The following is a 14,169-nucleotide window of genomic DNA, read 5'->3' on the forward strand; positions in this document are numbered from 1 at the left end:
TAATAAATAAATGGAGGGAATGCGAGTGTTTAAAAAAGAACCTATTAAAAATGGCAAACTTTGGATTATTTTCGGGATTCTATTTGTACTAAGTGTCCCGTGGTATTTACCGACGGGGAGCTATGACCCGATTATCTTAGGGATTCCTTACTGGGCCTGGATAATTCTTCTAGTTTCTATTGCCTTCTCAGCAACCATTACTTATGCGATTAAAAACCTATGGGTAACAGATGAAGATTTTGAAGAGGAGGTAGAAAATAATGAGTGAAGAATTAGCGTTTGGTGGTTGGTCAGGAATTTTGATTATGGCCATATATGGCCTAATTATGTTAACCATTGGTTTTGTTACCTATCTAAGAAACAAAAATGCAAGAGATACTAATAAAAACTACTATCTTGGTGGCCGTGGCCTTGGTGTGATGGTTTTATTTTTCACATTTTATGCTACCCAGTATAGTGGTAATACCATTATTGGTTATGCCCCACAAGGGTATCGAATCGGGTTTGAATGGTTACAGTCAATTACTTTTATGATTCTTGTCATTGTTGGTTACTTACTATTTGCTCCTAGATTGTTTAACTTAAGTAGAAAACATAATTTTATTACCCCTGCGGATTGGTTGGACTATCGCTTTAAATCAAAAGGTATTACTATATTAGGGTCCTTCTTAATGTTATACGGTTTGGGAAACTACATCCTAGAACAATTAATTGCTGTAGGCCAAGGAGTATCAGGATTAACAGGGAATGCCGTACCATATGAATTAGTAGTTGTATTTTTTATATTTATTATGCTTACTTATAGCTGGTTAGGAGGAATGAAGTCCGTTGCTTATACCGACACAATGCAGGGAATTGCTTTACTGTTTGGTGTATTTGTCCTACTAATTGGGTCTGTCCTTTACTTTGGTGGTCTTCCATCATCAACTGACTATATGATTGCCTTCGATTCAGATAAAATTGGCGTACCATCTACAGATGGATTAATCGGTTGGTTTAGCATGTTAACTTTAGTATGTATAGGTGCAGCTATCTATCCACATGCCATTCAAAGGGTGTTTTCTGCTAAAAATGAACAAACTTTAAAGAACTCCCTAATTGGTATGTCTTGGATGCCTTTTGTCACGACAGGTGTCGTATTACTAATAGGAATTATTGGGATTAATGCTTTTCCAGGATTAGACACGATGGAATCTGAACAGCTGGTTGGAATGATGGCTAATGTTGTTGCTTCAGAAAATGCCTTATTCTATTGGGCAATGATTCTACTATTCGGTGGTATTATTGCAGCCATTATCTCAACAGCCGACTCAGCACTGCTAACCTTCTCATCCATAACGTCTAGAGATATCTATGGTCGATACATTAATAAAGATGCAGAAGAGAAAAAACAAATCAAGGTTGGTAAGATCACAGGAGTTGTCGCAGTATTCCTTTTACTGTTAATTGCATGGAATCCACCGGGTACACTATTTGAAATATTTGTATTAAAATTTGAAGTGTTGATCCAAGTGGCTCCTGCTTTTATCCTTGGCTTATATTGGAAAGGCTTACACACACCATCAGTATTTACTGGTATGTTACTAGGAACTATCACTGCAGCAACTATGGTATTTACGGACTTTGTACCTTTAGGAATTGCAGCTGGATTATGGGGTCTTCTTATAAATACATTAATTTGTGTTTTCGGCAGTATTATTTTCAAAAAATCCGTCAAATACGAGGGTGAAGAAACAAAAGAAGCAGTTGGTTTTTAATCAGATTGCCTAATAAATAATTTTAATTAAAGCAACTACGATAAATTAATTTTTATATTGGTTGGTATGGATTCGGTATTTAGGCCGAACTCATACCAGCCGATTTTTATTTTATATAGTTTACTTTTCTGTAACTCGCATAGGTAATTAATCCAGATAGGCATAAAGACTTCCCACAATACACTACTTAATTTCATACCTTGGAACTCTCCCTTCGTAGTTTTTCACTTCAATTCTATCTTCTAACACCAACACAATATTAATAGCTGCTTGAAGAAATATACTCTAACGCTCGATACCCATAGGTTAAACAACTTCCTTATCTCTTGCAAAATTCCTGTAACATTTATAACTAATTCTTAATATTTCTTAACACAAATGATACAACAATTTTCGATAAATTATTTTATAATATATTCACTATATTAAATCAATAATTTCATGAAAGTAGGCAGGAGCTATGGAGGAATTCAAAAAGACACGTGATCCTTTTATTGATAATGCTCGATTCCTACTTGTTTTCCTAGTCGTCATTGGACATCTAGTCTTACCTATAAGAGATGATCACCAGTTCATTAAAGAGATTAATAACATCTTAGGTTTATTTAGAATGCCTGCACTTATTCTATTAACAGGTTTTCTAAGCAAAGGATTTATGAAACCGGGTTATGTAAAAAAGATTGCTATTAAACTACTAGTTCCCTATTTTATCTTTCAAATTATCTTTGGAACCTATTATTACTTCCTTTATAATGACCCGGCTTTTGAGTTTTATCTATTATCACCACAATATACGTTATGGTTTTTAATGAGTCTATTTTTCTGGAATCTATTACTTTTTGTATTTACACAAATAAAATACCCACTATTAATAGCGATAGCACTTGGTGTTGGCATTGGCTATATATCTGAACTTGGGCACTATCTTTCTATTCATCGTACGTTCGTGTTCTTCCCATTTTTCCTATTAGGTTACTATCTAAATATAGAACACTTAAAATGGGTTAAAAAGAGATTTATAAAAATAGCAGCCGTCACCTCATTTATAGTAGTCTATATAACCTTTGAATATATTTTAGCACCCAATGAATCACTCGAATGGTTGTTTGGATATACCCCATACGCTGGACTCGGTTACGATCAGTGGTATGCTGGATTCTTACGTCTAGTAATCTATGGTTTGTCATTAACAATGGCTTTTAGTTTTTTTGCTTTCGTACCAGATCGAGAGACCTTTTTTACCAAACTAGGCAAACGAACAGCGTATATTTATATCCTACACGGAGCTATTATTGAAGGGCTATATGAGCTTTATTTATATGATGCTCTCGGTGAAATCTGGGATTATTTAATCATTCTAGTTTACGGTGCAATTATTACAGCAGTCTTAGGGTCTAAAACAACCGTTAGACTGACTAAGCCTCTGATTGAAGGACAAATAATAGAGAAATATTCAATCAGATTTAAAAAGGTCACCTAATTGATTAGGTGACCTCCTTTACCTTTATTCAATCTCAACGACATAATCATCTTGACTTGAATAATAATATATATTTGTCATGTTATTCACTTTCCATGAGTCATCTTCATAAATAAGACTCATTCTTTTGCCGTCTCTTGATTCTAGGTCGTTGCCATTAATAATATATTCAATGTACTCTTCATCATCATCGTTTGCATAATCACCAACATAAGTTGTCTGAACATCAACGAACAATATATCATCATCTGCATTATAGGAAAAACTACTTAAGTCGAAAGTGATCTCATCAGCACCTTTTCCATAATAACTCACTTCGTCTTCAATATTACTCTCGATTTCCGATTCGTAAGCATTAAACATCTCATCTCCGAGAACATTTATAACTGACGGATTATTATCTTTAAATGCTTTTGTTGATTCGATTTCGTATTGTCTAACAACATCAATAATCGTCTCTTGTAAGTCCTGGTTCACTGGATTGATATCGAGACTTACTGAATATTGATCTAAGATTTCAACCTCTTCAGAATAAATTTGGTCTTGCCACGGAAACGATTTTGTCGCCTGCACAACCAACGAACCATCATCTGGTACAGGTCCTAACGTTGGAAGTTCCTCAACTGATTTCCCAGTCGGTTTCCCATCTACTATAATCTCAGCATCAGAATAGTTACTATGTAAATCAACATAATGGCTATCCATATATAAATTGACGTTCATATATTCGTTATGACCTATTAGTTCAACTTCTTCTTTAGCCATTAAAGTAGTATACTCACCTTCATGCCTTGCTTCAAATTCATACTGACCGGGTAAAAGTGGTCCATACTCCAATTCAAACGGCTCAGATTCACCATTAAATCGATGAATAACCTCCTCATCTAATCGTATATCCGTATCCGGAAAATTCGTTTGAATGATCACATAAAAAGGTTGAACCTCAAATTGATAACGATCAAACAACAACGCTCTTTTACCGTCCTTTACCAATCGAATCATTTCGTTTTGGCCGTAGTCTTCGTTCCCTTCCTCGATGGCATCTGCCTGGCGATAAAATTCATCCATAATAGGATCAATAGAAGAAGGCGCCTGTTCTACTAAACTAGCAATATATTCTACGGTCCCTGTATTCATGTCAACTCGTTCATCTGCCGACACCAATAAGCCTTCTAACGTATTGATATCACCTTCTATTAAGGCCTCCTCAAACGACTCTAATACTGCTTCTTTACTCGTTATGCTTGCTCCTATTTGATAAGCAATAAACATAAAAGCCAAAATTCCGATAATAGAAGATGTTATAACTTTTTGCCTTTTAGTCATCTTCTTTCTGACATTTTCCTTTGGTGGTTGTTGATTCAAAGATCCACCACAAGAATGACAGAACTTGGCCGTCTCTTTCACCTCATTACCACAATAACGACAATATTTCATGCTGTATCTCCCTTCTTTTTCTAACAGACAAATTATAGCATGACCTTATACCTAATCAAAGGTACAAAAAATCTAACTAGACCTTTTTCACCATCCCTTGTTTGATCAAGCTCTCCCTTCCCCCTTACAACGTGACTTAACTGTTTATTTAGTTTAAATAATCAATTTTTTTCTGGAAAACTTGTCGAACTTTGGTATAATTTCTTTATGCGTTTAATAGGACAAAGGGAGGGGAATTTATGTTAACTTGTAAAAATTGTCAACACCAACAAGTTAGTGGTAAGTTTTGTGAAGAATGTGGAACGCCTTTAGAAAACTTACATAACACAGAAGGAAATCCAGGTTCATTACCTAATGAACAATTGGAGCAGACTCAAGTAAACAATCAACAGCAAGGTCAAAATAATCAACTAGACAACATTAAAGCACATACACAGAACTATTTTGACTTCTTCAAGAACATTCTCAAAAATCCAAACCTAGCTTTAGAGAAATCTGACCAAAGCTATCTAAACGGGATTATTACATTAGTTATTCTTTCTATTACGCTATCATTGGGCTTATACTTCTTATTGAATGGGTTATTTGAACAAACATTTGGTGGATTTGGATTTGTTGATGGGGAGAGTGAATCCTTACCGTTCTTCCAAATAACGACTCGCTTAGTATTCGGGGCGTTACTAATTATCGCTTCTGGACTTGCAGGGTTATGGATTACTTTAAAAATAGGTAAAGTCAATCTTTCCTTTACAACCATCTTAGCTCAATATGGTGCATTAGCTGTGCCTTTTACGATATTATCTATTCTTTCCATCTTAACAGGGCTAAGTACATCTGTTCAATTGACTTTTCTACTTGTATCGATTGCCTTATTCGTTTTCACATTCCTAGCACCTGTTATTTTGAGCTTTTATCATTTAATCAAAACCAATGAAAACAGTCAGATTATTTACCTAAGTATCGGTAGTTATATCATCACATCCTTTATCATCTACATTTTATTCCGTATTTATTTAGAAAATTTACTAGATACGATCGGGTGGATTATATAAGATAGTATAAAAAGGGTAGATCCTATAGTCATGTAGACTGAGTGGTAGGATCTACCCTTTACTATTTAACCTAATTGTCTTAACTTAACCGATCAATCAACTATGATATAGAATACTTCCATAGGACCGTGAACCCCCACAACGAGGTCCATCTCGATATCGGCACTATTACTTGGACCAGAAATAAAGTTAATACATGTTGGCACCTGATCCATTTCATCAACTTCCTTGGCAACATCAGTTATTCGATAAATTAATCTCTCTTTAGGTACCAAGGCGATATATCGTTTCGGTAATAAACTAATAGCCCTAGCTTTGTCTCGACTATTCATAAGGACAACTGAACCTGATTCTGCAAGCGCATAATCACACGTGGTGATACCAAAATCAGCCGTCTCAGCGTGCCCTAACACTTGATTAGAATCACCTTCGAATAGAATTTCGTAGTTATCAGGTAAACCCTTAACCATAGATCTTGTTTCTTGATCATTCCAAACTGAAACTCTCATCGTGTCAAAACGCGCTAAAATATCACTAATCTTCTGGGCCAAATCCGACTTATTTACCCTAAACCACTCAATACCTAGTCGCTCACTTTGATCCGTAAACTCTTCAACCAATTGCTCCTCACTGAATAATTGACTTTTAGATTTAGCAAGTGGGTTAGTGAATTTACGCAAAGGGCGGTCAGAATCTAGCGTTTTATTTAGATTTTCTCGCACTTCATCTAAAAAACGTTCACGATTGTGAATCTTTCCATTCAAACGAATCACCTACTTTAAAGTGGTTTTAATTCTAGTTATCTAAGACGAAGACCTTCCATTTTGTTTACGATTAGCATACCATTTCCGAAACGATTCCTTTTTCGGTGCTGGAAAGTCCCTCGATTGTGTCCAATTATTCATAAGACCTGGTCCACGTTTAATATCTTTTTCACGGGATACCTTCTCTGCAGCATTTACACCTAGCTGATAGAATTTAGGATGTGTCGCGCCAAATTTAAACATTTTCATTAACATTCTCTCTGACATTTCACTTTTCTTTTCTTTTTCAACCATGTTCTCACGGTGTCTGACTAACAGTTCATGTAATGGGATTTTAACCGGACACGCCTCAGTACAAGCTCCACACAATGAAGAGGCGTAAGGTAGTTCTTTATAATCTTCATAACCGCCTAATAGTGGGGAAAGAATCGCTCCTACTGGTCCAGGATAAATCGATCCATACGAGTGACCACCCACATGGGAATATACTGGACAAACATTAATACAAGCTGCACATCTGATACAATGCAAAATACTTTGAAACTCAGTTCCTAGAATCTTAGATCGCCCATTATCAACAATCACTAAATGAAAGTCGTCTGGACCATCGACCTCACCCTTCTGACGTGGCCCCGTTAACGCTGTCACATAAGTGGTTAGTTTTTGACCAACTGAACTTCTAGCTAACAAAGTAATGAGCACTTCCCATTCCTTCCAAGTTGGCACCACTCTTTCCATTCCCATTACCGTGATTTGTGTCTTTGGGACCGTTGAGACTAGCCGTGCATTCCCCTCATTAGTTACAAGCGAAACCGTACCAGACTCTGCAATCGCAAAATTACAACCTGTAATCCCGATATCCGCTTTCATAAATTTCTCTCTTAATTGCTCTCTAGTAAAACGGGTTAATTCTTCAGGCTCCTCAGTCCCTTCATAACCCAGCCGCTCCTGATAGACATCCCGAATTTGTTCTCTATTTTTATGTAACGCAGGTGCGACAATGTGTGAAGGTGGATCGTGTTCGTCAACTTGTAAAATATACTCACCTAAGTCTGTTTCAAGAACTTCGCAGCCAACAGCTTCTAAGGCTTCATTCATCCCTATCTCTTCAGTAACCATCGATTTGGATTTAACCACACTCTTCGCCTTTTTCTCCTCAGCAATCTGGGTAATATACTCATTAGCTTCCTCAGGCGTCCTAGCAAAATGAACATGACCACCCAGTTCACTCACTTTATCACTGAGCAGTTTTAAATAGTAATCTAAATGTTGGATCGTATGATTACGGATGTCTTCACCCATCTTGCGCCACTCTTCCCAATCACCCATGTCCTCTGCCGCATTTAGTCGTGCTGACCTTAGCCGATCCTGAGCACTTTGAACATTCTCACGCATAAATAAATCTTCAATTCCTGACTTTGTACGATCTTCAAACGACTGATCACTAATCTTCATTCCCATGATGGTCACCTTCCTTTGAAGAATGATTCAATAACTCTGCAATATGCATCACCTCAACATGACTTCCCTTACGCTTAAGCTTCCCTTCTATGTTCATTAAACAACTACAGTCTGCACCAATGAGATAATCGGCTCCAGACTCCTCAATGTTCCTAACCTTCTCCTCAACCATTTCATTTGAAATAGACGGCATTTTAACCGAAAAGGTCCCACCAAAACCACAACATTCATAAGACTTATGAAGAGGCACATACTCCATCCCTTCTACATGTTCCATCAGCCTAAAAGGAGCCTCCTTCTCCCCCAATAAACGTGTCATGTGACAAGAAGTGTGGTAGGTAACCTTTTTATGGAAAGAAGACTGAACATCATCCTTCTTTAAGACATAAACCAAAAACTGAGTGAATTCATAGGACTTATTCGCAAGTTGTTGAGCTCTTTTTCTTAACTCGGAACCCTCATCAAATAAGTGTGGGTATTCCTTTAACATCGCGACACAAGACCCCGAAGGCGAAACGACATACTCTGCATCTTCAAAAACTGAAATCATATGCTTAGCACTTTCTTTTGCCTCAGTCCGATATCCACTATTAAAAGCCGGCTGGCCACAACAAGTTTGATTCATCGGAAAATCAACCTGACAGCCATTCCTTTCTAAAACCTCAACAACATCCTTACCCACTTCAGGATAGAAAATGTCAGATAAACACGTGATAAAAAGAGAAACACGCATAGGTTCATCACCTTCTTCCCTAACGTCGTTTTTATTAAGAATAACTTGGTTAGCTATTTAAAACAATACTTTTTGAATTTTCTTTATTTAATATAGACGCTCAAAAAAAACTACGCTCATACACGAGCGTAGACTTTACACTACAAATCAATCTTGAATTCAAAATCTTTATGTTTATACAAAACTTCAAATCTCGGATCATTCTCCAATTTGGTGGCGATATCTTCTGGCGCAAACAAGAAGTGATCATTTTCTATTTTGATTCCTGCACCGTAATAGTATGAAAGCCAGACGAGTTTCGAGCAATAGATCGCGCTCCATGGATCATCCAATGGGACATATGGCGAAAACGAAAATGGTGGAACAGGTAAGTCCTGCTCTTTACAGCCGTTGTAAATTCGTAAATAGTTGACGGCATAGTTACTAGCCTTCTGTGCCGCTTCTTGATTTTTACATCTGATATGCATATACATTGGATGAATGTCTATAAAATCCTCAATTAGCTCCATTCTCACTTCAGGGTCAGATACATTAGCTTCTACCGTATGTTTCTCATCAACGACAATAGCTGAGTGACCCATATAGCCTGGTGGCATCTCCTCCCAAGCGTTATCACAAGCCACTAAAATATCACCGGGCTTAAACACTCGCTCACGTTCTTTTTCACCCGATTGTTCATTTGGACTAATCAATGTTTTTAATCGGTACCCATCATTAAAGACACAAATAACGGTTACAGGTTCACGGTCTTCGTTGCCAAGATGAAATTGTGGTATCGGTGGAAATATCGCAATTAGCGAATCCCCTTTGTAAACCTTCAGATACTTCATCGCTGAATTCGCGCGCTTAACATCCACTTTAACCGTTAATAGTCCATCACTATGTGTTCCACTAACAATGGAATGACTCATTACGAAACACCTCATCAAGTATGTCATCTAATACAAGATATAGGCATTTCAAACAATCCGTGCATGTTGATGTGAAAATGGGCTTGTATCCTCCGATGGTCTAATCAATTAAACGTTAAAAAAACCTCGCCCTTGTTGTGAGCGAGGTTACTGTACAACTTTATTTGGATTCTTCAAAAGGGTAGTAAACCTAAGTATTTGACCATTATCAAAATATTATTTGAAGTTTTTAATAGGATTTTCAAAAAAAGTAACGAAATTATATAAGTGTAAAGAAATTGATATTATTTATGTCTTTTTGATCATTCTTGTGGTATGATCTTTGACCTATATTTAAACATAACATAACTTGATCAAATTCTTTGTCGCAATGTGATGATGGGTCAATTATTTTTAAATTGGAGGAACGAACAGATGGAAAACACTATAACCATACAGGAAATCGGCGCGGTTTTAAAAAAACGGTTAAAAATGATAGTAGCTATAACGCTGGTTGCAATAGCCACCAGCTTCAGTTTAACTACCTTCTATATGACTCCTCAGTACGAAGCCAATTCACAATTTATCGTCAACCAATCCGATCAACAGAATCAACAACAGATTACCCAAGGGGAAATTAGGACGAATGTGGAGTTAATCAACACTTATAATGTGATCATCCAGAGTCCAGCTATCCTTAATTTAGTCATTAATGAATTGAACCTTGATTTATCCACTAGTCAATTAGCCAGTCAAATCAATGTCAGTCATGCTGAAAATTCCCAAGTCGTTAATGTGAAAATAACCGATTCTGACCACGCACAAGCAGTGGAACTGGCCAACACCACTGTATCAACTTTTAAAGAACATATTCCAAACTATATGAACGTGGATAATGTCAGCGTCCTATCAGAAGCTGTCCATCAAAGTGATCCTTCACCTGTCAGCCCGAACCTAACTTTGAATCTAGCAATCGCCATGATCCTTGGTATGATGATTGGTATCGGCCTTGCCTTTCTACTAGAATACTTCGACCAAACGATTAAAACGGAAGCTGATTTAGAAGAAACGCTCGATTTACCAATGCTAGGAGTCATTTCAACGATCGAGGGTATTGATGAATCCGACCACCCTTCTGTCATTAATGAATTTAGAAAGGATGAGAAAGTTGTTTCGTAAATTAACCAAACAGCGTTCAAAAAAAGATCTAATAAACCCTAGGACTCTAATTACACGTGATCAACCTAAATCAGCTATTTCCGAGCAGTATAGAACCTTAAGAACCAACCTTCAATTCTCAGCAGTCGATCGTGACCTCCAATCAATCGTCGTTACATCATCCAATAAATCAGAAGGTAAAAGTATGACCTCTGCCAACCTTGCTATTGCATTTGCGCAACAAGGAAAGAAGGTTTTACTCGTTGATGCTGACTTGCGCAACCCAACCGTCCACTATACTTTTCGCATCAACAACATTATTGGACTGAGTAACATTCTTGTTGGTGATTACCAACTATTCCAAACCGTCCAGGGCGTTAACGAAGATCACCTACACATTATATCAAGTGGACCCATTCCACCAAATCCATCAGAATTATTAGCATCTAACGCGATGAAAGACTTAATCGAACAAAGCAAACAAACCTATGACCTCGTCATCTTTGACACACCACCCATCCTAGCCGTCACCGACCCACAAATACTTGCCAATCAAGTTGACGGTGTCCTATTCGTCATCAGAAGTAAAGAAACCGAAATCGCCTCAGCCAAACGCGCCAAGGAGCTACTCAAACAAGCCAACGCCAACATACTAGGCACCGTTCTCAATGATCGAGATATCAAGAGTGGAAATTACTACTATTATTATGGCTATTAAATTTGATGAGTTTGGCCCTCCCGGATTAAGGGGTGGGCCTATTCGTCAAAAATATCTAGTCGACCTCCATCAACTTTTTCCGGCATTCAGGGCTCTCGGTCCGACCTTCGCGTTCCCTTTCCGGCGTTTAAGCCCACTATTAAGACCGTCAACACTCACTTCCCTTATCATACCTCTCATTTTTTAACCCCCATAAATTTAAGCCTTTTCTCATGGTAGTTTGATAGATTTTTACAGTTAATCAACCACTTTAAGACTTTCGAATGTCAGATTCGAAGTTTTTCAACAGATTTATTTATTTTTCCCTGAGACTATAGCCTAAAATTAACATGGTTGTGCACATATGGCCGGTTTGACAGGCTACAAAACATAGTGTTAATCTTATTCTGAATTTTCTGTTCACTAACTTTCAAAGGAGGTGAAATTTTATTTTACCTCAGAGTGTAAGCGCTTTACTAATCATCTATCCATAAAATTCAACTGACCCTTCACTAAACTCTACAAAGGAACTTCACTCATTACACCAAGAATAGGTTTACCCAGTATTTAACTCTATTAACCTTCTAAGGTGGTGTTAATTGAATGAAAAAGTTTAAAACCGTTATGTTTTCATTTCTAGTTTTAATGCTGATTGTTTCACAGATGACTGGTTCCTTATCTAAGAAAGTGTTTGCTGAGGAATCGGTTAACGATTTAATCATTCTTCAAAATGTCCCACAGGTGGAGATCAACCAAGATAATATTCAACTTAACGCGCTAAACGTTTATGACGAAGGCTATTTCACACAAGTTTCAGAAGACGTTAAGTGGTCTTCTACGAACGAAAATGTTGCTGAAGTCGATCAAGATGGAAATGTCACTTTAACTGGTCAAAATGGTCGTACATTTATTAAAGTGACTAACGGAACTTATGAAGACCAGATTACCATCGATTATAAGGTCGACCCAGATCATGCATCTGAAAAGGGAAAACCCGTGTCAGAACTTCAAGTCATCAAACAACAAGGCGATCGTTATGATCTTATCGAGCATGCTTTAAATGAATTAACTATTGAAGAAAAAGTTGGTCGAATGCTGATGCCGGACTTCCGTAACTGGGATGGAGAAAACGTCACGGAAATGTTGCCGGAGATTGAGCAACTCGTTAAGGATTATCATTTAGGTGGTGTCATTTTATTTGCTGAGAATGTCCAAACCACTGAACAAACAGCTCAGCTTGTTTCCGATTACCAGGAAGCTGCAGAGAAATTCGGGTTAATGATGACGATTGACCAAGAAGGTGGTATCGTCACTCGCCTACAATCAGGAACAGACATGCCGGGTAATATGGCCCTTGGAGCAACAGGCTCAGAGGACATAGCTTATGATGTCGGTCAAGCAATTGGTCAAGAGCTCCATTCACTTGGTATTAACATTAATTTCTCACCTGTCATGGACGTCAACAATAACCCGGATAACCCAGTGATTGGTGTCCGTTCCTTTGGCGAAGATCCTGATTTGGTTGCTGATTTAGGGATTGCCTATACTGAAGGGTTACAATCAGCTGGTGTTGCAGCCACAGGAAAGCATTTTCCAGGTCATGGAGATACAGATGTCGACTCACACCTAGGTCTACCGGAAGTTCCACATGATCGTGAACGGTTAGAACAGGTAGAGCTTTACCCATTTCAGCAAGCTATGGAATCTGGCATGGATATGATCATGACAGCACATGTGACTTTCCCACAAATCGATGATACGAAAGTTACCTCTGAAGCAACAGGTGAGGAAATTGCGTTACCAGCAACTTTATCCCATAAAGTGTTAACCGAATTAATTCGTGAAGACATGGGGTATGATGGCGTGATCACAACTGATGCGATGAACATGAATGCGATCACTGATCACTTTGGGCCTGTAGATGCGGCGATTCGTGCAGTAGAAGCAGGAAGTGATATCGTCTTAATGCCTGTTGGTTTAGAAGAAGTCGCAGACGGGCTTCTAGATGCGATCGACAATGGTGACATTTCAGAAGAAAGAATTGAAGCTTCTGTTGAGAGAATACTAACTTTAAAACTTGAACGTGGAATTATCAAGCAGGAAAATCCACAACCGGTTGAAGATAAAATTGATAATGCTTTACAAGTAGTGGGTGCAGAGGAACATCAACAGGTGGAAAAAGAAGCAGCCGAACATTCTATTACTCTAGTTAAAAATGAAGACCACGCCTTGCCACTTTCAAAAGATGTAGATGGTGAAGTGGTTGTTGTTGGTAATAGCTTCATAGATGACCTTGGTGACGCAGTAGAATCCTACCATGACAACACTACTGTTATCCAAACTAGCGGTAGCTTAACCGATGATCAACTTGAAACCATCGAAAATGCTGAGGCCGTTATAGCTGGATCTTATACATTTAATGTCAACGGGCGTTCACCAGACCATCCGGAAATGGAGCTTATTAATTCCTTGCCAGATATGACCGATGCACCGGTCATCGCCGTAGGAATTCGTAACCCTTATGACATTATGGCTTATCCGAACGTTGATGGTTATCTAGCACAATTCGGATTCAACCAGGCAAGTTTTGCAGCTACTGCAGCGACCATTTTTGGAGAAAATCAGCCAACTGGAACACTACCGGTAACGATCCCGACTATTGATGGTGATGTTTTATATGAATTCGGGCATGGCTTAAGTTACTAAACGCAACAGCGATAAGGTGGGCTCCCCCACCTAC

Annotated in this window: 12 protein-coding genes; 7 read left to right on the plus strand and 5 right to left on the minus strand. The window is 38.0% G+C overall.

The window, feature by feature from the left end:
• Positions 1-25 precede the first annotated feature (25 nt).
• From HWQ49_RS06500 to HWQ49_RS06510, 3 genes are all read left to right on the plus strand, one after another.
• Positions 26-268, plus strand: coding sequence for a hypothetical protein (locus HWQ49_RS06500; RefSeq protein WP_394810761.1), 243 nt, complete (start codon positions 26-28; stop codon positions 266-268).
• Positions 261-1,757 carry a sodium:solute symporter family protein gene (locus HWQ49_RS06505; RefSeq protein WP_188206795.1) on the plus strand — a complete coding sequence of 499 codons (1,497 nt, stop codon included), beginning with the start codon at positions 261-263 and terminating at the stop codon, positions 1,755-1,757. Before HWQ49_RS06500 ends, HWQ49_RS06505 begins: the two co-directional genes overlap by 8 nt.
• A gap of 460 nt (positions 1,758-2,217) precedes the next feature.
• Positions 2,218-3,237, plus strand: a complete 1,020-nt coding sequence (locus HWQ49_RS06510) for an acyltransferase family protein (protein ID WP_188206796.1) — start codon at positions 2,218-2,220, stop codon at positions 3,235-3,237.
• 24 nt (positions 3,238-3,261) lie between these two features.
• Here HWQ49_RS06510 and HWQ49_RS06515 read toward each other — a convergent pair whose 3' ends face one another.
• Positions 3,262-4,674 carry a zinc ribbon domain-containing protein gene (locus HWQ49_RS06515; protein WP_188206797.1) on the minus strand — a complete coding sequence of 471 codons (1,413 nt, stop codon included), beginning with the start codon at positions 4,672-4,674 and terminating at the stop codon, positions 3,262-3,264.
• Positions 4,675-4,913: 239 nt separating this feature from the next.
• Here HWQ49_RS06515 and HWQ49_RS06520 point away from each other — a divergent pair, with 239 nt between their 5' ends.
• On the plus strand, positions 4,914-5,726 hold the full coding sequence (locus HWQ49_RS06520) for a zinc ribbon domain-containing protein (RefSeq protein WP_188206798.1): 813 nt from the start codon (positions 4,914-4,916) through the stop codon (positions 5,724-5,726).
• A gap of 92 nt (positions 5,727-5,818) precedes the next feature.
• Here the strand turns inward: HWQ49_RS06520 and HWQ49_RS06525 are convergent, their stop codons facing one another.
• The 4 genes from HWQ49_RS06525 to HWQ49_RS06540 all read right to left on the minus strand — a co-directional run bounded on the left by HWQ49_RS06525 (position 5,819) and on the right by HWQ49_RS06540 (position 9,595).
• A complete protein-coding gene (locus HWQ49_RS06525) occupies positions 5,819-6,490 on the minus strand; it encodes a LutC/YkgG family protein (RefSeq protein WP_188206799.1) in 672 nt (223 codons plus the stop codon).
• 39 nt (positions 6,491-6,529) lie between these two features.
• Complete coding sequence (locus tag HWQ49_RS06530) at positions 6,530-7,951, minus strand: LutB/LldF family L-lactate oxidation iron-sulfur protein (protein WP_188206800.1); 1,422 nt, start codon at positions 7,949-7,951, stop codon at positions 6,530-6,532.
• A complete protein-coding gene (locus HWQ49_RS06535; RefSeq protein WP_188206801.1) occupies positions 7,935-8,684 on the minus strand; it encodes a (Fe-S)-binding protein in 750 nt (249 codons plus the stop codon). The genes HWQ49_RS06530 and HWQ49_RS06535 overlap by 17 nt, the downstream gene beginning before the upstream one ends.
• 140 nt (positions 8,685-8,824) lie before the next feature.
• A complete protein-coding gene (locus HWQ49_RS06540; protein WP_188206802.1) occupies positions 8,825-9,595 on the minus strand; it encodes a C40 family peptidase in 771 nt (256 codons plus the stop codon).
• A gap of 414 nt (positions 9,596-10,009) precedes the next feature.
• On the opposite strand from HWQ49_RS06540, the gene HWQ49_RS06545 reads away from it, so the two are divergent.
• The 3 genes from HWQ49_RS06545 to HWQ49_RS06555 all read left to right on the plus strand — a co-directional run bounded on the left by HWQ49_RS06545 (position 10,010) and on the right by HWQ49_RS06555 (position 14,135).
• Positions 10,010-10,753 carry a YveK family protein gene (locus HWQ49_RS06545; RefSeq protein WP_188206803.1) on the plus strand — a complete coding sequence of 248 codons (744 nt, stop codon included), beginning with the start codon at positions 10,010-10,012 and terminating at the stop codon, positions 10,751-10,753.
• Positions 10,734-11,450, plus strand: coding sequence for a CpsD/CapB family tyrosine-protein kinase (locus HWQ49_RS06550; protein ID WP_188206804.1), 717 nt, complete (start codon positions 10,734-10,736; stop codon positions 11,448-11,450). The genes HWQ49_RS06545 and HWQ49_RS06550 overlap by 20 nt, the downstream gene beginning before the upstream one ends.
• A gap of 603 nt (positions 11,451-12,053) precedes the next feature.
• Entirely contained in the window at positions 12,054-14,135 is a 2,082-nt protein-coding gene (locus tag HWQ49_RS06555; RefSeq protein ID WP_394810765.1) for a glycoside hydrolase family 3 protein, read from the plus strand.
• Positions 14,136-14,169: the final 34 nt, after the last annotated feature.

The sequence above is a fragment of the Alkalibacillus aidingensis genome (assembly GCF_014595945.1).
GTDB classification, from domain to species: Bacteria; Bacillota; Bacilli; order Bacillales; family Alkalibacillaceae; genus Alkalibacillus; species Alkalibacillus aidingensis.

Coding starts and splice junctions, on each gene's coding strand:
- HWQ49_RS06515 (WP_188206797.1), bottom strand. CDS start 4,674: ATGAAATATTGTCGTTATTGTGGTAATGAGGTGAAAGAGACGGCCAAG.
- HWQ49_RS06540 (WP_188206802.1), bottom strand. CDS start 9,595: ATGAGTCATTCCATTGTTAGTGGAACACATAGTGATGGACTATTAACG.
- HWQ49_RS06520 (WP_188206798.1), top strand. CDS start 4,914: ATGTTAACTTGTAAAAATTGTCAACACCAACAAGTTAGTGGTAAGTTT.
- HWQ49_RS06510 (WP_188206796.1), top strand. CDS start 2,218: ATGGAGGAATTCAAAAAGACACGTGATCCTTTTATTGATAATGCTCGA.
- HWQ49_RS06535 (WP_188206801.1), bottom strand. CDS start 8,684: ATGCGTGTTTCTCTTTTTATCACGTGTTTATCTGACATTTTCTATCCT.
- HWQ49_RS06555 (WP_394810765.1), top strand. CDS start 12,054: ATGTTTTCATTTCTAGTTTTAATGCTGATTGTTTCACAGATGACTGGT.
- HWQ49_RS06545 (WP_188206803.1), top strand. CDS start 10,010: ATGGAAAACACTATAACCATACAGGAAATCGGCGCGGTTTTAAAAAAA.
- HWQ49_RS06550 (WP_188206804.1), top strand. CDS start 10,734: ATGAGAAAGTTGTTTCGTAAATTAACCAAACAGCGTTCAAAAAAAGAT.
- HWQ49_RS06505 (WP_188206795.1), top strand. CDS start 261: ATGAGTGAAGAATTAGCGTTTGGTGGTTGGTCAGGAATTTTGATTATG.
- HWQ49_RS06530 (WP_188206800.1), bottom strand. CDS start 7,951: ATGGGAATGAAGATTAGTGATCAGTCGTTTGAAGATCGTACAAAGTCA.